The following is a 20195-nucleotide window of genomic DNA, read 5'->3' on the forward strand; positions in this document are numbered from 1 at the left end:
CCCCCAAACGCTCCCCGCAGTCCGGCTATTTTTGAATTGCTTTGTCTCTGTTTTTGTACTATACTTTTTTCAGGATACATAAGAGACCAAAGCTGAGATCGGCCCGGCTGAGAAATGTCTTCAGCCGTCGCGCCGCGACTATAGTTAAGAGGATATACCATGGATTTTCCACATTATTTTCCCATCTGGAACAAATTGAACAGCAATCAGCAGAACAGACTGCTGGGCAGTCTGATTCCGAAAAAAGTCAAAAAAGGCACCATAATCCACAACGGCAGTGCAGACTGCACGGGACTTCTGCTGGTGAAATCCGGACAGCTCCGGGCTTACATTCTGTCCGATGAAGGCCGGGAGATTACAATCTACCGGCTGTTTGACAGGGATATGTGCCTGTTCTCGGCGTCCTGCATGATACGCTCCATTCAGTTTGAAGTGACAATCGAGGCAGAAAAGGATACGGATCTCTGGATCATTCCCGCAGATATCTATCAGGGAATCACGGCGGAGTCCGCGCCCGCTGCAAACTATACCAGCGAGCTGATGGCAACACGCTTTTCCGATGTCATGTGGCTTATGGAACAGATTATGTGGAAAAGCCTGGATAAGCGTGTTGCCGCATTCCTGCTGGAAGAAGCTTCCATTGAAGGGACAGATGAATTAAAGATTACTCATGAGATCATCGCAAACCATCTGGGTTCTCACCGGGAAGTGATCACCCGCATGCTCCGGTACTTCCAGAATGAAGGAATAGTCCGGCTGTCCCGCGGAACCGTAATCATTCTGGAAAAAGCAAAGCTGGAACAAATACAGGATGCGTAAGAAGCCGTGTTCATTTCCGGCATCTCCTACAGCATGGCAAGAATTGCGCTCTTGGGCCTTGCTCCCATAGCCTGTGCGACAATCTTTCCCCCTTTTATTACCATCAGAGTCGGGATACTCATAATGCCGAACTGCCCCGCCAGCTCCGGCTGTTCGTCCACATTGACCTTACAGACCTTAATGTCTGAACGCTCCCCGGCAATTTCTTCCACAACGGGACCCACCATACGACAGGGACCGCACCAGGGCGCCCAAAAATCCACCAGGACAGGTTTATCAGAGTTCATTACCTCACTTTGAAAATTGTTTTTATCAACTTTAATCACAGACATATCTTTCTCCTCCTTTTTGATGTCATTATATACTGGAAAGCTGTACTCTTCTGTGATAATGTCACCATATCAGGAAAAAGGAGCGCCGGATTCTCTCTGTCATCTCAGGCGATGCATCACCTCATTGCCGCCTGCGCCGAAGTAATCATGCAATATCTTATATTCTCTGTACAGACTTTTGTAGGCCTCCACATTCCGGGGAATCGGTTCAAACCTGCGTCCGCCGCCTTTTCCCATCATTCTGGCCGCTTCGTTCACATTTGCATAGCCGCCTTTCTGCCCGCCTGCTGCCACCGCTGCATATACAGCCGCGCCAAAAGCCGACCCCTGCTCCGCAGCGCAGGTCTCAATAGTCTGTCCCAGAATATCCGCATACAGCTGCATCATAAATGGATTCTTACCCACAATACCGCCGCAGGCATACAGCTTATCCGCCGCAATGCCACCCTTATGAAATTCTTCAAAAACAGCTTTCATTCCGAAAGCTGCGGCCTCCAAAAGCGCCCGATATATTTCTTCCGGCTTTGTCCGCAGCGTCAGTCCCAGTATCATGCCGGAAAGCTTTGTGTCCGCAAGGCAGGAGCGATTCCCGTTCCACCAGTCCAGCGCAACCAGACCGCTTTCACCGGGTGCAAGCCCTGAGGCTCTGTCGCTGAGCAGTGTATGAACGGAAATCCCTTTTTCCGAGGCTTCCCTCTCATAGCTTCCCGGCACACAGTTTCTTACGAACCAGTCGAATAAATCGCCCACTGCACTCTGTCCCGCCTCATAGGCGTATAAACCCGGAAGCACCGCATTTTTGACGCAGCCGGAAATCCCCTTTATGTAGGCCAGCTTCTCCGAACACAGCAGCATACAGCAGGATGTTCCCAGAATCATCAGCGCACTGTCCGCACCGTCAATTCCCACGGCCGGCACTGCCACATGGGCATCAATCAGAGAGGCCGCCACCGCCGTCCCGGCTTTCAGTCCCAGCCTTTTCGCCGCTTCCAGAGTCAGTTTCCCCGCGCAGGCTCCAACCCTCAGCTCTTTTCCCTTCAGCTTCCTGTGCAGAGAGGCGAGCTCCGGGTGCAGCGCCTTTAAGAATTCCCCGGACGGATATCCGTCGTCCTCGTTCCACAGAAGCTTATAACCCGCATGACACATACAGCGGGTCACCTCTCCTGTCAGCAGCCCCACCAGATAATCGCCTGCCTCCATGAAATTGTCCGTCGCCTCATAGACCTCCGGCGCTTTCTCTGCAATTTCCAGAAGCTTGGGCAGCATCCACTCCGCATTCACTCTGCCGCCGCAGCGCATCATGAACTTCTCTTTCCTCTCATTTGCAAGCGCCGTGATACGGTCCGCCTGCTCCTGGGCGCCGTGATGCTTCCAAAGCTTTAACTGTGCATGAGGATTGGTGCGAAACCCTTCCACCCTGCAAAGGGGTTCTCCATTTTCGGACAAAGGGAGAAATGTGGAGGATGTGGCGTCAATGCCGATGCCGATCACGTCTTCCGCCCGGCATCCGGATTTCCTGACCACTGCACCTATGGTATCATACAGGGCTTCCTCGTAATCGTCGATTTTCTGCAGCGCAAAATCCGCAGGCAGATCTCCCCGGACACCCACGGGTGCTTCTCCCTCCGATATCACACCGGCTGCCGTCTCACCCAGCCTGCGCAGAATCCCATGGGGATATGCATAAATACTCTCCGCCATCACCTCGCCACTGCCCACAGAAACCAGAACCGCCCTGGCCGACAACGTGCCGTAGTCCACCCCAATGACATACTTATTTCCCTTCGCCTCGTAACCCTCCCCCACTATATCCTCCATTTTATCAGCGTTTCCTATTCACAATACTTTTCCACCAGTTTCTCTGCCTCTTCCTTCAGCCTGTCGATATCCCACATCAGCTGCAGTATAGTATAACGGTCCCGCAGTTCTTTGCCGTATCGGATGCTGTCATATACATACTGCCTGGGAATGCCCACATCCGCCGGTCTCTTCGCCGCTCCCATTTCTTCCAGCACCTGATAAATCTCAGCCGCTTTCGGCGCCGTCTTCGCCAGCTCCTGAATCTCGTCCCACCGCGCCTCAATGACTGCAAGACGTCTCAGAAGACCTTCTCTGTCATTCTTGCCTGCTTTTTTCTCAAGGGCGATAATTCCCTCTGCCCCCTCCCGATAGCAGCGGTGCATTTCCTTCTCCCACGCTTCTCCGGTAAGCCGGTCTCCAATCTTCTTCCGAATGGCGTCAAAATCCGGCTTCTCCATCTGCGCCAGCCTGTTGTACAGTTCCAGCATCAGAACCGTGCCGATCCCTACCTTCGTCCCATGAAGCACAGCCGGAATGCCGTCAAAAAGGAACTGCATTTCCCAGTAATGGGACTGATGATGTTCTGCGCCGGAGGCCGGACGTGAATTCTCCGAAAAGTCCATGGCGATACCGGACAGCACCAGCGCTTCTGTGAGCACTGAAACTGCTTTACTGTCATGGGAGGCAAGCCCTTTCGTGCTCTCCATGGTCCGGTCCACCGCTGTCCGCATGATGCCCGCAATGGTATCGCAGTAATATTCATCATTTACAATGTGGGAAAGCTTCCAGTCCAGCAGACAATTATATTTTCCGAGAATATCCGCAGCTCCCGCCGCGAGCATCTTAAGCGGCGCATTTGCCATGATTTCCGAATCACAGATGAGAGCCAGCGGCTCCTGTGCCGGAAATGTAATCTTCATATTATGGAAAATCAACGGTGCGACACCGCTCACAAGCCCGTCCATGGAGGGCGCCGTAGCCACCAGCAGAAAGGGTCTGCCTGTGATGTGGCTGAAATACCGCCCAATGTCATTAATCGTACCCGTTCCGATGGAAATGATGATGTCGGCCTCCCTGTCATTTGCCATGGCCACGCTGCCAAGGGCATACTCGTCCGCCGCCAGATCACCGTTTTCCGGACTCTTTAAGACATGAGAGGTAAATGGAATGCCTGCCCTGTCAAGCACCTCCTCCACCCTTACACCCGCGATTTCCCGTGTGTGTGTATCGGAAATCAGATAAGGTCTCGAATAGCCCAGCTGCGCCAGAAGTCCGGGCAGCTTTGCAACAGCGCCTGTCTCAAAAATGTAGTGGGCAAACAGAGATTTGTGTGTCCGCCCGCAGTCACATGTAAAACTGCAGTTTAAATACTGTTCAATCGATGGATTCTGCATACGTATTCCCTCATTCCTTTCCCAGTGTTTTCTCTCATTGTATAGCATTGCCGCAGCCAAGTCAATGAAGGCTCTCTCTGATTCCATTTTCTGTCTAATACCATATTATTTCTGTACCTGCAACCGAAAACTATCACAAAATACACTTCCCTTACTTTCAGAAAGTTCGCTGCAGTACCAGGAAAACTGGAAACAAAAAAGCCGCAAACCTTTGATTTTACTGGAAAATCTCTGATTTGCGGCCTTTTAAAAAGAGCAGATAATGGGAGTCGAACCCACCCCCTCAGCTTGGGAAGCTGATGTACTACCGATATACTATATCTGCATTTATTCTACTTTCCGGAAGTCAATCCTTCCTGCTCTGTAGAACAAAATGATTATAACACACTTTGATTGAATTTGCCAACTGTTTTTTTAAATTTTTTGTGAATCCTTTGAGAATGTTTTGGAAACGATGTATATTTTCCCTTTTTGAGGTAATAATATTTGCATAAACCTCTTGACATCAGCATAAGATATAACTATACTGATAGACATAAAAGAGAGATATAATCCTCGATAGCTCAATGGTAGAGCACTCGGCTGTTAACCGAGTTGTTGTAGGTTCGAGCCCTACTCGGGGAGGTGACAGAAAGGCCGCAAATCAGAGATTTCTCAGTAAAATCAACGATTTGCGGCTTTTCGTTTTTGTTTACCTGCTTTTGTCATATATGACATTCCATTACAGACACAATAAAAGCATTTTGGTCATGAATTCTGTCCCGCCAGAATTTCTTCCAGCGTTCTCGGAGTATAATCCATATACGCCATCATTGCTCCACAGTTGAACATCTGGCAGGGCTTATCATACAGCTGTTCCATTTCGAACTTTACCCTCTCCATCATATTCCACTCGAAGCTGCTGTGCACATGTCCATACAGATGATACCAGCCATAATAATGATGATTGAAGCAGGGAATGGGATAATGGCTGAGTACAATTCCCCTGCCATCCCCGATATCCAGCTCCTTATATGCCGTAATCTCATTGAAAAGAGCCTGAAACTCTCTGTTCTTCAATAACTTTTTATCATGGTTGCCTGTAATAAAATGCTTGATTCCGTTTAGCATCTTCACAATTTCCAGGGTTCTGGATACATTGTACCAACTTATATCTCCCAAAATAAAGACTTCATCGTCCATCCCTACAGCATTATTCCAGTTGCTGATCAATGTCTCATCATGTTCTTCTATTGTCTTAAAAGGTCTGTTGTCAAAAGCCAGGGCATTCTCATGCCCGAAATGCGTATCTGCGATAAAATAAAAAGCCATTTTCAATCTCCCTGAGCGCCCTGTTCTCCCACGATATCGATCTGGCACATCTTCATGGTCTCCAGCGCAGCACTGTGGCTCCCGGGAGTGACACCTGCGCAGCATCCGGCGTCCACCGAGATTTTCATTTCCGGAAAATAAGCCTTCAGCAGCAGCGCATTGGATACAACGCAGATATCGGTGCACAGTCCTATCAGTTCCACTTCCACCTCTTCCTTTTTCCGAAGCTCACGAATTTCATCCACCAGATCTGTGGAACCGAAAGTTTTCTTCTCCACGGCTTTATATTCCTTTTCCGCCAATGCCTGCAGAACTTTTGCATTCAGCATCCAGCCTTCGGTCTCTCTGATGCAATGGGGAACCGGCAGCATCTTTCCCTCTGCCGTCTCCAGATAATCCGGTCCGTGTGTGTCAAGAGTGGCAAAAATTCTCCCCTCAAATCCTGAAATTTTAGCCGTCACATTGTCTACTATTCCCACAGCCTCCTTTGTGCCCAGCGCTCCGTCCACAAAATCGTTCTGCATATCTACCACGATCAATACCTTACCCATGCGCCCTTTCTCCTCTCTTCATCTCTGTCCGCTCTGTACCCGCCATGAGGCCGCATACCTCACAGCAGCTGACTTCTCCATACGTCCTGCATAATTTACGTTCTCCGCGCAGTCAGACTAAGAAATCTGCATGACAGGCCCGTACAAAAAAACCGGCAGATTCCTCTGCCGGGCTGTATTCCTTATGCCACCTTACTCTTGGCAAGCTCCGCCAGGGTCTTGAACCCTTCGGCATCGTTCACTGCCATTTCCGCCAGCATCTTCCTGTTCACTTCAACGCCGGCCAGCTTCAGACCATACATAAATCTGCTGTAAGACAGACCGTTTATTCTGGCTGCCGCATTGATACGCGCAATCCAAAGCTGTCTGAACTGACGCTTTCTCTCTTTTCTTCCTGCATAAGCGCTGGCAAGCGCACGCATCACAGACTGCTTTGCAATTCTGTACTGTTTGCTTCTCGCTCCCCTGTAACCCTTTGCAAGTTTTAATACTCTTTTATGTTTTTTCTTGGCATTTAAGCCGCCTTTTATTCTGGCCATGATTCCTTTCCTCCTTACCTTTACTTATAAATAGGGCAAAATCTTCTTCATATTCTTTACATTGGTTGCATCCGTAATGGCAGGCTTCCTCAGATTACGCTTTGTCTTCGCGCTCTTCTTCGTCAGGATATGGCGCTTATAAGCCTTATTTCTCTTTAACTTACCCGTTCCGGTTACTTTAAAACGCTTTGCAGCTGATCTGCTTGTCTTCATTTTGGGCATAACTACTTCCTCCTAAACTTTAAATAATCTATTTTAACTTTCACATTTGGTAAATTGCCGGCAGTCACTGACCGTCAATCCCTAACGCTTTCCAGTTAAAAACATCGTCATGGTTCTTCCTTCCATTTTCGGCGCCTTTTCCAATGAAGAAATGTCGGACAGGCTTTCGGCAAAATCATCCAGGATATGCCTGCTGTTATTCATATGCGCTATCTCCCGGCCGCGGAAGCGAAGCGTCACCTTCACCTTGTCACCTTTGCTCAGGAATTTCCTCGCCGCATTAATTTTGGTGTTCAGATCGTTGGTGTCAATGTTGGGAGACAGGCGAATCTCCTTAATCTCAATAATCTTCTGTTTCTTTCTTGCTTCCTTCTCTTTCCTGATCTGCTCATACTTGTACTTGCCGTAGTCAACAATCTTGCATACGGGCGGTTTTGCAGTGGGCGCGATCTTTACCAGGTCCAATCCTGCTTCCTCAGCCAGTCTCATGGCCTCCCTTGAGGACATTATGCCCAACTGTGCACCATCCTCGCCAACCAGACGTACTTCTCTGTCCCTGATCTGTTCGTTAATCATTAAATCGCTAATGGTCTTGTACCTCCATGGAATATATATCGAGCAGGGGGAATGCTCTTCTCCGCTTCTCGCCGTGCCGCCTGTATACCGCTTCAGCGGCATATTCTCTCCACAGGTCTGCACAAAAAAAGTGGATAGCATAACTATCCACTTAAACTCGCTCAACGCAAACCACACTTTTCTTCCAAGTGCAAAACAGTTGAAAACCTGAACGCTTACCAGCCCAATTGCCGTAAGGTGAGAGTGGACACTCTGCTTGTATAAGCGTACCCTCAGCACGCTTATACAAGAATACCACAATTTCTCACCGCTGTCAACAGTTTTTCCTTATTTCTCTCTGCTATTTCTCCTTGAAAGTCGAACATTCTGTTCCCGCACAGTCACATGCCCCGCATCCTTTGATGTCTACATGGTCGGCATGGCATTTGTAATTGGAATTATACACGCATTTTATTGCCTCGCAGTCGATGCTGATTGTTTTGCTGGGATGCACCACCGAGCTTTTAAAAGAGTCCATCCCCTCTCTCCTCTGTGTAAAGCTTTCACAGCAGGTACCTTCGCAGCTGCAGGCATGCTGTCCACCCACCATAATGTCACCCTTGCAGCACAGATGCTCTTCATTGTAACCACAGTTTTCTACTGTACATTTTAAATCCGCCATAGCAATCTCCTTCTGCGCCGCTTCCAGGTCTAACGGACCCGCTGCAAGCGGCGCGGAAGCGGCGGGTCCGGACAGACCATCCCGCTTCGAAATTCCACGGCAAAGTAAGTCTGTCGGAATTAGTATGCCTCATTCCACCTGATCTATTCCGGTTATTTCAGGGAAATTTCCGTTTTCTTCCAAAATTCAGACTCCGGAATGCAAATGGTTATCCCTTCTCTTCCTGCTGCTCCTCTTTCCGAATCTCCTTTGTGCGGATTTCCTCGCAGATCTGCTCCAGAAACTGTGCCAGAGGCTTTTGTCCCTCATCTCCTGCGAAGCGGCTTCTGACGGATACCAGTCCCTCTTCTTCCTCCTGCTGACCTACCACCAGCATATAGGGCACACGGGCCAGTCTCGCTTCCCGAATCTTAAATCCGATTTTCTCCGAACGGTTATCCACTTCCGCATCAATATCCCTGGCCCGCAGTTCTCTCAGCACTTTTGCCGCATAGGCTTCGTACTTTTCGGAAATGGGAAGCACGCGCACCTGCTCCGGGCAAAGCCATGTGGGGAACTTCCCGGCGTATTTTTCAATCAACCAGGCCAATGTCCTCTCATAACAGCCCATGGAGGTTCTGTGAATAATGTAAGGCCGGATTTTATCTCCGTTCTGGTCAATGTAATACATATCAAACTGTTCCGCAAGAAGCGCGTCCCACTGAATGGTAATCATGGTATCTTCCTTGCCGTACACATTCTTCGCGTTGATATCTACTTTCGGCCCATAAAATGCCGCTTCACCCACATCCTCCACAAACGGGATTTCCAGCTCCGTCAGGATATCCCGGATATGCTGCTCCGTCTCGTTCCAGACCTCCGGCTCCCCGATATATTTCTCTCTGTTTTCCGGGTCCCATTTGGACAGATGGTATGTGACATCTTCCTCCACTCCCAGCGTAGTCAGACAGTACTTTGCGAGAGCGATACATCCCTTGAATTCCTCCACCATCTGATCCGGCCGGACTACCAGATGTCCCTCCGTGATCGTGAACTGGCGCACACGGGTCAGTCCGTGCATCTCACCGGAGTCCTCGTTGCGGAACAGTGTGGAAGTCTCGCTCATTCTGTAGGGCAGATCCCGGTATGACTTCTGCGTGTTCTTGTAGACGTAATACTGGAAAGGACAGGTCATGGGGCGAAGGGCGTATACTTCCCTGTCTTTCTCCTCATCTCCCAGCACAAACATTCCCTCTTTATAGTGATCCCAGTGTCCCGACATTTTATACAGATCAGATTTTGCCATCAGCGGCGTCCTGGTACGGACATACCCCCACTCCTTATCCTCCAGATCCTCGATCCACCGCTGCAGTTTCATCAGCATTTTCGTTCCTCTTGGCGTAAAGAGAGGCAGTCCCTGGCCAATCACATCCACAGTGGTGAAAAGCTCCATCTCCCGTCCCAGTCTGTTGTGGTCACGGCGTTTTGCATCCTCCATCCGCTCCAGATGTACGGCCAGATCTTCTTTCTTATTATAAGCGGTACCATAGATGCGCTGCAGTCTGGCTTTGTCAGAATCTCCCCTCCAATAGGCCATGGAAGAAGAAGTCAGTTTGAAGGCTTTGACTCCCTTTGTACTCATCAGATGAGGGCCGGCGCACAAATCCACAAATTCTCCCTGCCTGTAGAAGGAAATCTCCGCGTCCTCGGGCAAATCCTGAATCAACTCCACTTTATAGGGCTCCTGACGCTCCTTCATAAATTCTATGGCCTCGGCTCTGGGCAGGGTAAACTTCTCCAGCTTCTCGCCCTTTTTGATGATCTTCTTCATCTCGGCTTCCAGGGCATCCAGGTCCTCCCGGGAAAAGGCCTCGTGATCAAAATCATAGTAAAATCCCGTGTCAATGCTGGGACCAATTGCCAGCTTCGCTTCGGGGAACAGATTTTTTACCGCCTCCGCCAGTACATGGGACGCCGTATGACGGATGGCCGCCAGTCCTTCCCCGTCATTGGCCGTACAGATGCTCAGCTCACAGTCATGATCGATAACCGTCCTCAGGTCCACCGTTTCCCCGTCTATTTTTGCACAGCAGGCCGCTCTCGCCAGGCCTTCACTGATGTCAGAAGCAATATCGTATACGCTGGCTGCTGCCTCATACACCTTCACGGAACCGTCTTTTAATGTGATTTTCATTTCTTTCTCCCTTCTTTCTTTCGCATTCCTTTTCTATATCCTGATTTCTTCCCTTTTCACCCGTCGGACATTTATGCCCGTTTGCTTCCCTTTTTTCCCTTACGGCATTTTTTCTGCCGCTTGCAGCACTTCTCTTTATTGTCCTTCCCGCACTTTCCCTCTTCCTCTTTCTTCCCCTCTGCTTCCTTTCCCCTGCCGGTCTCCTCGAAGTTCTTCTTTCCATCTGTTCCGCAGCTGAACGTGTTTCCGTTATTGCTCCCGATCATCACACCATGTGTTGCAGGCGCTTTTTTCAATCCGTGTATTGTCCCTGCCAGCAGGCAGGTGAGAACAATCAGCCATAAATTCGCTTTCGTCAGGGTCACTTCTCCCTCAAAGCACTCCTTCATCCATTCTCTGCAGTTTTTCCTGAAATTTTCCATTTTTCCCTCTTTTCCGCGCTGCCTGTCTACATGTTTCACACTTTGATTACGAGTCTGCGGCAGGCAGCACACAGCCGCAAATCCAACAATTCAAAAACGTACATTCCTGCATGACAAAAGTCCCCTGCAATATCGCTATTGCAAGGGACGTATCATTTCTCAGAACGCGGTTCCACCCTTGTTGCAGTTTTGTGCAGTCCTCACAAAAATCTGCCACCTTCCTTTGCAGATAACGGATGCCCCGGGCTGTATTAAAGCCACTCCGAGACGGTCTTCGTGATGCTTCCCGTCGAGCCGCTCACAGCGCCGGTCTCCCGGGCAGCTCTCTCTGAGACGTTCCGCAGCCTACTCTTCTCTTCAACGTTTTCTTCATCATAATCCTTTTTCACGTAAATGTAAAGCATTTTTTATTTTCCGGAGATTACTTCCACAATATAGTCTTCCACTTCCTTGCGACTGATATTCAAAGCCACGGCCAGCTCCCCGTACAGATTCTCCTCGGCCATATGAAAATATTTTGCGTCAACCGCAGTTACCTTCCTGCCCGCCTGGATCCGCTTCTGTTTTCTCATATAAATCGTCTTGATAATCCTCACCAGATCTTCACAGTCATTCGTTCTGATACATTCTCTGTACATCTGCTCCGAAAGCTTGTCATTCGTAATCACAAGCAGCGGAATATTTGGAATCTCCTTTATCAGCTTTTCGGCTTCCTCCCGCTCAAGCACCTTCCGCATGGACTCCTTCGGAGAATCCACTGGCACATAAACGGTACTTCCCGCCATATATAAGGGCTTTAAAATGTAGTATTCCCGCTCTTTATCCACTCCTGTAATATTCAGGGTCGTTATACTCTCCACTGTACAGACACCCTTATTTCCACATATCACATAATCACCAATTCCAAACACCAGAACCTCTCTTTCCGCATACTTGCCGACTACCAAACACCTCCACTATAAGTTATAACCATATTTTAACAGATTTAATCCTGAAATGTCAGTAAAATATACGAATTGGAATAAATTTTGTGAAATATGCCCATAGAAAAGCCGTCATATACTGTGCAATAATAATGTATTTATCTCAGTCAATGACTTTTATGCTCTCAATCACCGGCTGACTGTCCTTCTGTATGATACCATCGCCATCTATAAAGGGCCATTCACCTTCACAGACAGCGTCAACTACTTCCATCCCCTCCGTCACATAGCCGAAGCAGGCATACTCTCCGTCCAGGAAGGTACTGTCCTGATGCACGATAAAAAACTGTGAGCTTGCGCTGTTCATTTTGCTGGAGCGTGCCATGGATATGGCTCCCCGGGTATGGGAGAGATTATTCTCCACACCGTTTGCGGAAAATTCTCCTTTGATTTTCTTCGTGGAGCCTCCGCCGCCTGTCCCCAGCGGGTCACCGCCCTGCATCATAAATCCTTCTATAATACGGTGGAATGTCAGCCCGTCATAAAAGCCGTCCCGCGCCAGTTCCAGAAAGTTCTCCACCGTCAAAGGTGCCGCATCCCCGTCCAGCTCCACGGATATTGTGCCGTAATCTTTTACGGTGATCTCCACATGGTGCTTACCGGAAGCATCATTTTCCCTGCCGCAGGCTGCCAGAACAGCCATGAGGCTCATCAGTAACAGAAACACTGTCAATCGCTTTTTCATTTTCCTACCTCCCGCCCGCCTCTGCGGGCTTTCTAAAAGTCTTCAGAACATGCCGGTTCCATGCCTCGCCCGGTCTTATGGTAACGACAATGCCATCACAGACACTCACGCCTGTGATGGCATAGCATGCAAATCACATTATACAGTAAAATCAAATCTCTGTCCAGTAGGATTATGCTGTTCTTCCTTCACCCTACTCCAGTCTACCTGTGCTATCTTCTCGGCCAGCTCCTCCACAGTAGAGGCAAATACGGTGGTGCGCTTCTCTCCCTTTTTGCCATGCGCCCGGTATTCAGAGGCCTCCGCTCTCCCTGCCTCCTTCGCCGCTTCCCGCTTTTCCTCGCGGGCATTCTCGATACGCTCACGCTGCTTCTCGCTGTTCTTCTCCAGCTCCGCGAAGAAGGATACCTCCCCGTCATCTCCTATGGAAATTCCGATGCGGGCTATGTCGTCCGACTTATCTCCCAGCTGGGTCTTCATTTCATCCAGTTTGGATACGGCTCCGTCAAGAATCTTCAGATTCTTCTCTTTTACGCTCTCATCCGTAGCCATCTTCTCCAGCTCATCCGCGGAGAACAGTGCACTGTACTCCCCCGTTCCCCTGGACAGCAGCTCGGCAGCTTCCTCGTCCGTCTCGTAATCAGCCACGATAAAGTCCATATTCTTATAGCTTTTCTGAAGCTCCTTCAGCAGCTTCTGTGCAGCTCTGCTCAGCTCCGGAGCCTTTTTTTCCCTGACGGCCCCTGCCCCTTTGCTTCCGCCGGCTCTGGTGCTCTCCTTCTCCTTCGCAGCCTGAGCTGTCGTATCATAGAAATTGTTCTGATAATAACTTCCTATTTTCTCCATCTCGCCCTCCATTGCTTTCCCGAAGCCTTCCTTTGGCCCCGTTGTATCAATTTCCCGCCTGCTTCCCTTTCACTCTTTTCAGGTCACAGTCTGCTGATTTTTATTTCGGCAGAATTGTGGAAAACTTTACCGTTGTTTCCTCTTTCCTTTCATTTGCAGAAACCGCCTGTTGGATATTCGTCCGGATATTGAAATATGCATTGCAGACGACAGACAAATATTCTATAATAGAATTTAGATACAATAGGCTCTGCAAAGCAAATCTCATTATAGAATACTCTCGTGCAAAACAGGAGGAAAACGTATGAATTATCGTCAATTAGGAAAAACCGGGCTTATGGTCAGTGAAATCGGCCTGGGCGGAGAATGGCTGGAGCGCCATACCACGGAGGAAGTAAAACAGGTGATAGACCGCTGCGAAGAAGCGGGAATCAACATTCTGGACTGCTGGATGTCGGAGCCGAATGTCCGTTCCAACATCGGGAAAGCCCTGGCCGGAAAAAGGGAAAAATGGTACATACAGGGACATGTGGGGTCCACCTGGCAGAACGGTCAGTATGTCCGCACCAGAGATCTGACACAGGTGAACGCTGCCTTTGAAGACCTGCTCACCAGGCTGCAGACAGACTACATTGATCTGGGGATGATTCATTTTGTGGACGAACCCGCGGAATTCCACCGGGTTATGGAAGGAGATTTCTTCAGATACATGAAAGAGTTGAAGGCAGACGGGCGCATCCGTCATATAGGACTCAGCACACACAATCCGGAAGTGGGAAAGCTGGCCGCGGAATGCGGTGAAATCGAAATGTTCCTCTTCAGTGTCAATCCGGCTTTCGACATGCTGCCCGCCACCGAGAATATTGATGATTATTTTGCAGACAGTTATGATGAAAGTCTCAGCGGCATTGCTCCTGAGAGGGCCCAGCTCTACAGACTTTGTGAACAGAATCAGGTGGGTATCACCGTGATGAAGGGTTATGCGGGAGGAAGACTGTTCAACGCCGGGACTTCTCCTTTCGGCGCAGCCCTTACCCCGGTGCAGTGCCTTCACTATGCGCTGACCAGACCTGCCGTTGCCAGCGTCATGGTGGGATTTGATACTGTGGAGCATGTGGATGCTGCCGTTGCCTATGAGACCGCTTCCATGGAGGAAAAGGATTACGCCAGTGTCCTGGCCGGCGCACCCCGCCACGGCTATTACGGTCAGTGCACTTACTGCGGCCACTGCGCTCCCTGTCCCGCAGGCATCGATATCGCCATGGTAAACAAGCTCTGTGACCTGGCCCTCATGCAGGATAAGCTGCCGGATACCTTAAAGGCACATTACAGTCAGCTCACCGCCAACGCAGACGCCTGCGTAAGCTGCCACAGCTGTGAAAGCCGCTGTCCTTTCGGCGTCCGGATTGCGGAACGGATGGAGAAAACAAAAGCTCTGTTCGGTTAGAACCCTGTCATATTCCTTTTGAAAAAATTAAGGAAAATCTGACAGGATTCTTTAGAATAGAGAATTATCATAGGTCTATCATGCAAAAGAAAACGGAGGACACACTATGAAAAAAAGAATCTGGTTCGTATTGCTTCTGATAACAGGGCTCTCATTTCTGTATATCAAACGCACTAAAAAAGATATCGAATATATCAGTGCGGAATAAATGAATCCACCGGACTCAACGGATATTCTTCACAAAACAATGAATATATTTCCGGCGAGTCCGTTTGCTCATCTCTTCATTCACCACTCATTGATATTAGGTCTCGGCACCCTCCACCACTGCTCAAAGTCTCTTGTATACTGTGTGAGAACCCTCGAATACTCCTCCGGCGGCTGATATCCCGAAATCTCCCGAAAGCAGAGCACAAAAGCGTCCGCATCTTCTACCGTCTGACTCTCTGCCAGCTTCCTCCCGATAACCGTAAGCTGCTTTGTCCCTTCGGATATTCCTGCCACCGTTTCTTCCAACCGGCGGTTGCAGGGAAAAAGCAGCTCATTTTCCTGCAGTATTATTCGATACAGGCTGTAAATAATTTCACTTATCGCATGCAGCCGCATGTAACCATCCGCATGACAGCTCTTCAGGAAATAATGATAATTCAGACAAAAATTTGCGTAAAAAGACAGCATTTTTTCTTCCTTTTCCCGCTTCTGAAAAACGGGAATCCGTTCTACAATTCCCGTAATCTCCGGATCCCGGGAGAACAGAACTCTCGATTTCATAAAAGAATTCCTGGTAGGTTCACTTCCCCTGTCCGCAGCTTCAGCCAGATATGCCTTAGTCATGTATTTCAGATCCCAGTAACCGCCTTCATAGGTACACCTGCCGCTGACGGTTCTGGTCGTATTGTTCTCCGCCGCCAGCCGCTCATAGACTTCCTCGGATACCACAACCATGGCATCCAGGTCCGAATCGGGACGCGCGCATTCCTTTGCCACGGAACCGCCGAATATCAGAGCAATAACTTCCGGATCCCCTTCAAAATATTCCTGCATTATTCTCAGCGATTCCCTGTGATGTTGGTACATAATTTATTCTCATCTTTCCATGTATTTATCCCATATGGGAACAGAATGTCGAATTACCGCATTTTTACAATTGCTTCCCGGGAATCACAGATTAGGAATCCGGGAAAGCCTGTCCTCCATTGCCCTTACCATATCCTCCGGCACGCTCACATGCCCCAGCATGTTCTTCAGCTTCATATCGGAGAATGCGGCCATACTCTCCACAGTCACCTCCACTTTCCCCTGTCCGCTTTCCTCCGCCTGCTTCTTCATGGTTTCCAGCATTTCCTCTATCACTTTCCTGCCCTCCGGATTACTCATAATTCTCCCGAAAGTACACTCAATGGATAGAAATTCCTTCCAGTCGCCTGTCACATGTCCTTCCACTGCAGGAGATGTCATCCCATTCTCTCCAAAGTCCCCCAGAACCTCTTTCAGCCAGCCGATACTGTCCGGCACCCAGTCGGATATCCTGCAGCTCATGGCCACATCCCTGCACTGAATGGATGTGTCGCCTGTGGAAAATCCGTGAGGACCGTGAGAATAAATATGACTTTCAAAAGAAGTCCCCATTTTCGCAAGGGCTTCCATAAACCGGATAGAATTCATAACCGGCACCACTTCGTCATTCCTGGTGGCAAACAAAAAGCAGGGACAGGTATCCTTATCCACCTGCGACACCGTGTCCGGAGCCGTGGCATTACAGCCCTTCACATCCGAGCTCACCACCGCATAGCCGAGAATGGCGGCATTGGGCCGATTGACAGACATGGTCGCCGCAGCGGCAGCCAGATGTCCTCCCGCCGAAAAGCCGATTACAGCCACCTTATCCGGGAAAAGCGTCCACTTATCCGCATTCTCCCGAATCAGGGTCATTGCCTGCTCGTAATCCTCCAGCGGATTGGGCCACGCAGCATATTCCTTCACGGAATACCGCAGAATGAACACCTGATATCCCGCCTGCAGATAGGGCATGGCCACAGGGTCCGCCTCTCTGTCCGAACAGTGCCGATACCCCCCGCCCGGAAGCACCAGAACCGCAGGACGCCTGCGCACATACCCAAATTCTCCCTCCACCTCCAGAAGATATGCCGTCAGCGTAACATTTCTCTCCTGGTTCAATACCATTTTCTCTGTCCTCATGCAAAACCTCCGTTCCAGTAAATTCTGTTTTCAAATTTTTCCTTTACACGCTCTCTATGTGTCACCATTATCACACTCTCTTCCGAAGACAGGATATTTTTCAGTATCTTATCCTCTGTGGCCTCATCCACATGCGCCGTGGGCTCATCCATAATCAGAATATTATGGGGCCTGGCCAATGCCCTGGCAATCGAAATTCTCTGCTTTTCTCCAAATGACAGTTCTCTTCCCTTCCTTCCAAGCATCGTATTTTTCCCTTCGCTTAAACCACCGTAAAATTCCTGCAGTTCCGCCCTTTTTACAGCAGTTTCCAATATTCTGTCCCTGTCCGCTGTATCGACAGAATCCCAATAATCACCGAACAGTATATTGTCCTCCACCGTACCGTTCATTATAACAGCTGATTGCTCCACATAGCTGATATATTCCGCGAGTTTTCCCCCTGATATTTTATGATTTCCCACCAATAGAAATACTTCTCCCGATTCAGGCTGATATAAACCGCACAAGAGCTTCAAAAGTGTGCTCTTCCCGCAACCGCTCTCTCCATCCAGCAATATTTTTCCCGGAAATGCTATTTCCAGATTCTTATCTGAAATCACAGTAACATTTTCATAGGAAAAGTCAACCCTTTTTAATACATATTGAACATTTTCTTCGTCTCTTTCAAAAAGCGATGCTTTTCCGTCGTTCTGTGATGCCCTTAAGGTTTCTGTTTTTGTATTGATTTTGTCTATAGATACAAATACATGATTGCATTCTGCAATCAAATATGGCAGGGAGACAAATGGCCAGTTAATCACATCTGACAAATTCATAAACGCAAACAAAACCGCCGTGTTAATCATTCCCGCGCGAATAAACAGGATTCCCAGACCAATCCACAGGATCGTTGTAAAAAGGCCGAGTCCCGCGCTGATCACTTCAAACAGGATTACTTCTCTCTCATACTCCCATTGCTTTTCTTTTAAAATGCAGAAATCATTTCCCGCCAGTTTTTTTATAAAGCCATTCTCTTTTACCGTATGCACATCCTGCAGGGATGCAATTGCCTTTTTAATCCCCTCCCGGCTTATCTCCTGCATCTTCGTAATTTCTTCATAGCCCCTGTATATTTTGGGTGAAAATACTCTGGGCAGGATAATGGAGATTACGGTTAATGTCACGATGGCGACCACCAGCAGCCAGGAATGTGCCAGACCATAGGCCAAAACAATCAGGAACTGAATCATGCCCGAAGCGATGGGTAAAAAGCTCTCCTGAAATGACTTGGATACCGTTTCAATGTCCTGTTCTACTAACTCGCTTATCTCTCCATGTCCCTGTCGTCTCAGGGTAATATAGTCGGCATCCAGCATGCTTCTCATGAATTCCTTTCTTATCTGACTGCCGATCCGAAAGCTGATTTTTGCAAGCTTTTTGTTTACCAGTACCTTGAAAACCATAAAAGCGGGCAAAATAAATAACATAATCAGCATCCATCCATTTATACCGCCTGGGCCGGTTTTTTCAGTAACATTTTGCAAAATGACAGAAACAGCAATGACAAAAAATGTATAAAACGAATCCGCAGTCAGATACAGAATGGATGTAAGCAGGATGCTGCCGTCCATGAACGGAGAAATTGTCTGTATATATGTCCGTATTTTTTTCATAATGCTTTTCTCCCCCTGATAATATAGGTCCGATCGGCAATGGAATCCAAATCTTTGTCATGTGAAATGACGATAATGCCCAATCTGTCTCTTCTCGCTGAAATGAACTTCAATGCGCCTTTTATATTGTCCTTATCTATGGATGCAAATGGCTCATCCAATATTACGAAATCCTCTGCCTGCAACATTGCCCGAATCAGACAAAGACGCCTTTTTTCTCCTTCGGAGAAGTCAATTTCCATCCCTATGACCGCATTTATCCCTGCTGAGCTCTCGCTGATTTTATCAAACAGATTTAATTCTTTTAACGCATTTATTACTTCCTCTTCCCCTATCTCTTCATTTCCCATTCTCAGATTATCTATGATAGAAGTCCGAAGTAAATTGTTACCGGAAGAAAGATAGCTTACTTTCAGTCTGTCATCCAGCTTATGAATATGGCCACTGGCATCCGTAACTGTTATTTCACCCTGTTCAGGCTGTAACCTGTTCAAAATCAGGTTGGCTATTGTCGTTTTTCCAGTTCCGCTTTCTCCGTAAACAGCTACGATTTCCTTTTTCCCAAATTCGAAATTCTCATAAGCAATGCTGCAATCCTGAGCATAACGAAAGCTCACATTGTCAAAGGCTATCTTTTTGATTTCACCGGATTCCTGTGGAATATCCCCCGGATATTCCACAGAATCAGAAGAGACAAACGCATTTATCCTTCCCGCTGAATTGGTATATTCATTTTTCGCAATGATTACATCCTGAATGTCTATGAGAGGATAAAATATACTTCCAATCAGCACGTTAATCATTCCCACAATCATTCCTGCATTTTTGCTGACATCCAGTAAGAAGCAGGCGATTAAGATGGTTGTGATCTGCAGGGTCATTATCCCCAGCACAGTAAATGCTTTCAGCATACTTTTCTTATAATCAAGGCGAAGAACATTTTCTTCTTTCTCTGTTTCTCCCTTCTCAAATCTTCTGGTAAAAAATCCCCTGCCCTGATATATTTTAATCAGTTCTGATGCCTCGAAAATATCATAAAACAGACCGCTTATCGCTTCACTGATTTCAATGGCCCGGGCATTTAATTTCCTTATGACATTGCTGTATTTATTGCTGAAATACAGAAAAAGGAACAGCAATAAGGTGGATGCCAGGCCTATATAAAAATTCGATAAATATAAATATGCCAGACCACCAAATACGCTGAACGCTATTTCCATAAATTTAAATACCACTTCTTTCTCACGATTTGCAACAATTTTTGAATCATAGAAAATCAGTTTGTTTATATGGGATAAATCTGCGGACATTTGACTGTTTTTACTGGAATCCAGCGCTTTTTCCATTATGATATTTCTCAATTTCATTTTCCTGCTTTCACTTATAGCTACCTGTAAATTCATTTTTATAAATAAGAGAAGAAAATACAGCAATACTGTGACCATCATAAAAAGAAGATACCAGTATAGACTTCCTTTTTCATAAGCCAGGGAAATATTGATACTCTTCTCTATTAACATAGATAAAATCACATTAAAGGAAGCAGTTAATAAAATAAGTACAATACAAATACAATACAT

At 47.9% G+C, this 20195-nt stretch carries 21 protein-coding genes and 2 tRNA genes; 3 read left to right on the forward strand and 20 right to left on the reverse strand.

What is annotated here, in order from left to right; all coding sequences use genetic code 11:
* Positions 1 to 159 precede the first annotated feature (159 nt).
* The gene (locus NSB25_RS03600; protein WP_103238174.1) at positions 160 to 819 is read left to right on the forward strand and encodes a Crp/Fnr family transcriptional regulator; all 660 of its coding nucleotides are present in this window, start codon (positions 160 to 162) and stop codon (positions 817 to 819) included.
* 26 nt (positions 820 to 845) lie between these two features.
* Here the strand turns inward: NSB25_RS03600 and trxA are convergent, their stop codons facing one another.
* The 4 genes from trxA to NSB25_RS03620 all read right to left on the reverse strand — a co-directional run bounded on the left by trxA (position 846) and on the right by NSB25_RS03620 (position 4670).
* A complete protein-coding gene (trxA, locus tag NSB25_RS03605; protein ID WP_103238173.1) occupies positions 846 to 1151 on the reverse strand; it encodes a thioredoxin in 306 nt (101 codons plus the stop codon).
* A 99-nt stretch (positions 1152 to 1250) separates the two neighbouring features.
* Positions 1251 to 2969, reverse strand: a complete 1719-nt coding sequence (locus NSB25_RS03610; protein WP_103238172.1) for a ribulokinase — start codon at positions 2967 to 2969, stop codon at positions 1251 to 1253.
* A gap of 14 nt (positions 2970 to 2983) precedes the next feature.
* A complete protein-coding gene (locus tag NSB25_RS03615) occupies positions 2984 to 4345 on the reverse strand; it encodes a sn-glycerol-1-phosphate dehydrogenase (protein ID WP_172454943.1) in 1362 nt (453 codons plus the stop codon).
* A 254-nt stretch (positions 4346 to 4599) separates the two neighbouring features.
* Positions 4600 to 4670 (reverse strand) — tRNA-Gly (locus tag NSB25_RS03620).
* A gap of 227 nt (positions 4671 to 4897) precedes the next feature.
* Here NSB25_RS03620 and NSB25_RS03625 point away from each other — a divergent pair.
* A tRNA-Asn gene (locus tag NSB25_RS03625) sits at positions 4898 to 4969 on the forward strand.
* A 123-nt stretch (positions 4970 to 5092) separates the two neighbouring features.
* Here the strand turns inward: NSB25_RS03625 and NSB25_RS03630 are convergent.
* The 12 genes from NSB25_RS03630 to NSB25_RS03685 form a co-directional block, all read right to left on the reverse strand.
* Positions 5093 to 5656 (reverse strand): metallophosphoesterase family protein, encoded by a 564-nt coding sequence (locus tag NSB25_RS03630; RefSeq protein WP_103238170.1) that lies wholly within the window; start codon positions 5654 to 5656, stop codon positions 5093 to 5095.
* 2 nt (positions 5657 to 5658) lie between these two features.
* Positions 5659 to 6207, reverse strand: coding sequence for a cysteine hydrolase family protein (locus NSB25_RS03635; protein WP_103238169.1), 549 nt, complete (start codon positions 6205 to 6207; stop codon positions 5659 to 5661).
* A gap of 182 nt (positions 6208 to 6389) precedes the next feature.
* A complete protein-coding gene (rplT, locus tag NSB25_RS03640; protein WP_103238168.1) occupies positions 6390 to 6746 on the reverse strand; it encodes a 50S ribosomal protein L20 in 357 nt (118 codons plus the stop codon).
* Positions 6747 to 6770: 24 nt separating this feature from the next.
* Positions 6771 to 6968, reverse strand: coding sequence for a 50S ribosomal protein L35 (gene rpmI, locus NSB25_RS03645; RefSeq protein ID WP_103238167.1), 198 nt, complete (start codon positions 6966 to 6968; stop codon positions 6771 to 6773).
* An 81-nt stretch (positions 6969 to 7049) separates the two neighbouring features.
* Positions 7050 to 7544 carry a translation initiation factor IF-3 gene (infC, locus tag NSB25_RS03650; protein ID WP_103238247.1) on the reverse strand — a complete coding sequence of 165 codons (495 nt, stop codon included), beginning with the start codon at positions 7542 to 7544 and terminating at the stop codon, positions 7050 to 7052.
* Positions 7545 to 7884: 340 nt separating this feature from the next.
* The gene (locus NSB25_RS03655) at positions 7885 to 8205 is read right to left on the reverse strand and encodes a DUF1540 domain-containing protein (RefSeq protein ID WP_103238166.1); all 321 of its coding nucleotides are present in this window, start codon (positions 8203 to 8205) and stop codon (positions 7885 to 7887) included.
* Positions 8206 to 8413: 208 nt separating this feature from the next.
* Complete coding sequence (gene thrS / locus NSB25_RS03660; RefSeq protein WP_103238165.1) at positions 8414 to 10378, reverse strand: threonine--tRNA ligase; 1965 nt, start codon at positions 10376 to 10378, stop codon at positions 8414 to 8416.
* Positions 10379 to 10449: 71 nt separating this feature from the next.
* Entirely contained in the window at positions 10450 to 10800 is a 351-nt protein-coding gene (locus NSB25_RS03665) for a hypothetical protein (RefSeq protein ID WP_146039971.1), read from the reverse strand.
* A 251-nt stretch (positions 10801 to 11051) separates the two neighbouring features.
* Positions 11052 to 11204, reverse strand: coding sequence for a hypothetical protein (locus NSB25_RS03670; RefSeq protein WP_172454942.1), 153 nt, complete (start codon positions 11202 to 11204; stop codon positions 11052 to 11054).
* Positions 11205 to 11207: 3 nt separating this feature from the next.
* Positions 11208 to 11747 carry a CarD family transcriptional regulator gene (locus NSB25_RS03675; RefSeq protein WP_103238163.1) on the reverse strand — a complete coding sequence of 180 codons (540 nt, stop codon included), beginning with the start codon at positions 11745 to 11747 and terminating at the stop codon, positions 11208 to 11210.
* Positions 11748 to 11886: 139 nt separating this feature from the next.
* On the reverse strand, positions 11887 to 12435 hold the full coding sequence (locus NSB25_RS03680) for a peptidylprolyl isomerase (protein ID WP_334293785.1): 549 nt from the start codon (positions 12433 to 12435) through the stop codon (positions 11887 to 11889).
* A 171-nt stretch (positions 12436 to 12606) separates the two neighbouring features.
* Positions 12607 to 13314, reverse strand: a complete 708-nt coding sequence (locus NSB25_RS03685) for a DUF6033 family protein (RefSeq protein ID WP_146039970.1) — start codon at positions 13312 to 13314, stop codon at positions 12607 to 12609.
* Between the two features lie 304 nt (positions 13315 to 13618).
* On the opposite strand from NSB25_RS03685, the gene NSB25_RS03690 reads away from it, so the two are divergent.
* Positions 13619 to 14761: an aldo/keto reductase gene (locus tag NSB25_RS03690; protein WP_103238160.1), complete on the forward strand. Its 1143-nt coding sequence runs from the start codon at positions 13619 to 13621 to the stop codon at positions 14759 to 14761.
* A 288-nt stretch (positions 14762 to 15049) separates the two neighbouring features.
* Here NSB25_RS03690 and NSB25_RS03695 read toward each other — a convergent pair whose 3' ends face one another.
* From NSB25_RS03695 to NSB25_RS03710, 4 genes are all read right to left on the reverse strand, one after another.
* Positions 15050 to 15838, reverse strand: a complete 789-nt coding sequence (locus tag NSB25_RS03695) for a nucleotidyltransferase domain-containing protein (protein ID WP_103238159.1) — start codon at positions 15836 to 15838, stop codon at positions 15050 to 15052.
* An 84-nt stretch (positions 15839 to 15922) separates the two neighbouring features.
* On the reverse strand, positions 15923 to 16960 hold the full coding sequence (locus tag NSB25_RS03700) for an alpha/beta hydrolase (RefSeq protein ID WP_103238158.1): 1038 nt from the start codon (positions 16958 to 16960) through the stop codon (positions 15923 to 15925).
* A complete protein-coding gene (locus NSB25_RS03705) occupies positions 16957 to 18615 on the reverse strand; it encodes an ATP-binding cassette domain-containing protein (protein WP_103238157.1) in 1659 nt (552 codons plus the stop codon). Before NSB25_RS03705 ends, NSB25_RS03700 begins: the two co-directional genes overlap by 4 nt.
* The gene (locus NSB25_RS03710; RefSeq protein WP_103238156.1) at positions 18612 to 20195 is read right to left on the reverse strand and encodes an ATP-binding cassette domain-containing protein; all 1584 of its coding nucleotides are present in this window, start codon (positions 20193 to 20195) and stop codon (positions 18612 to 18614) included. Before NSB25_RS03710 ends, NSB25_RS03705 begins: the two co-directional genes overlap by 4 nt.

The organism is Acetatifactor muris (assembly GCF_024623325.1).
Taxonomy (GTDB): Bacteria; Bacillota; Clostridia; order Lachnospirales; family Lachnospiraceae; genus Acetatifactor; species Acetatifactor muris.

Bases quoted from the DNA above. Each gene is read 5' to 3' on its own strand.
- rplT (WP_103238168.1), bottom strand. From the start codon at position 6,746: ATGGCCAGAATAAAAGGCGGCTTAAATGCCAAGAAAAAACATAAAAGA.
- rpmI (WP_103238167.1), bottom strand. From the start codon at position 6,968: ATGCCCAAAATGAAGACAAGCAGATCAGCTGCAAAGCGTTTTAAAGTA.
- NSB25_RS03685 (WP_146039970.1), bottom strand. From the start codon at position 13,314: ATGGAGAAAATAGGAAGTTATTATCAGAACAATTTCTATGATACGACA.
- NSB25_RS03630 (WP_103238170.1), bottom strand. From the start codon at position 5,656: ATGGCTTTTTATTTTATCGCAGATACGCATTTCGGGCATGAGAATGCC.
- NSB25_RS03705 (WP_103238157.1), bottom strand. From the start codon at position 18,615: ATGAAAAAAATACGGACATATATACAGACAATTTCTCCGTTCATGGAC.
- NSB25_RS03665 (WP_146039971.1), bottom strand. From the start codon at position 10,800: ATGGAAAATTTCAGGAAAAACTGCAGAGAATGGATGAAGGAGTGCTTT.
- NSB25_RS03695 (WP_103238159.1), bottom strand. From the start codon at position 15,838: ATGTACCAACATCACAGGGAATCGCTGAGAATAATGCAGGAATATTTT.
- NSB25_RS03635 (WP_103238169.1), bottom strand. From the start codon at position 6,207: ATGGGTAAGGTATTGATCGTGGTAGATATGCAGAACGATTTTGTGGAC.
- NSB25_RS03610 (WP_103238172.1), bottom strand. From the start codon at position 2,969: ATGGAGGATATAGTGGGGGAGGGTTACGAGGCGAAGGGAAATAAGTAT.
- NSB25_RS03600 (WP_103238174.1), top strand. From the start codon at position 160: ATGGATTTTCCACATTATTTTCCCATCTGGAACAAATTGAACAGCAAT.
- NSB25_RS03700 (WP_103238158.1), bottom strand. From the start codon at position 16,960: ATGAGGACAGAGAAAATGGTATTGAACCAGGAGAGAAATGTTACGCTG.
- NSB25_RS03690 (WP_103238160.1), top strand. From the start codon at position 13,619: ATGAATTATCGTCAATTAGGAAAAACCGGGCTTATGGTCAGTGAAATC.
- NSB25_RS03655 (WP_103238166.1), bottom strand. From the start codon at position 8,205: ATGGCGGATTTAAAATGTACAGTAGAAAACTGTGGTTACAATGAAGAG.
- trxA (WP_103238173.1), bottom strand. From the start codon at position 1,151: ATGTCTGTGATTAAAGTTGATAAAAACAATTTTCAAAGTGAGGTAATG.
- infC (WP_103238247.1), bottom strand. From the start codon at position 7,544: ATGATTAACGAACAGATCAGGGACAGAGAAGTACGTCTGGTTGGCGAG.
- NSB25_RS03670 (WP_172454942.1), bottom strand. From the start codon at position 11,204: ATGCTTTACATTTACGTGAAAAAGGATTATGATGAAGAAAACGTTGAA.
- NSB25_RS03710 (WP_103238156.1), bottom strand. From the start codon at position 20,195: ATGTATTGTATTTGTATTGTACTTATTTTATTAACTGCTTCCTTTAAT.
- NSB25_RS03680 (WP_334293785.1), bottom strand. From the start codon at position 12,435: ATGAGCCTCATGGCTGTTCTGGCAGCCTGCGGCAGGGAAAATGATGCT.
- thrS (WP_103238165.1), bottom strand. From the start codon at position 10,378: ATGAAAATCACATTAAAAGACGGTTCCGTGAAGGTGTATGAGGCAGCA.
- NSB25_RS03615 (WP_172454943.1), bottom strand. From the start codon at position 4,345: ATGCAGAATCCATCGATTGAACAGTATTTAAACTGCAGTTTTACATGT.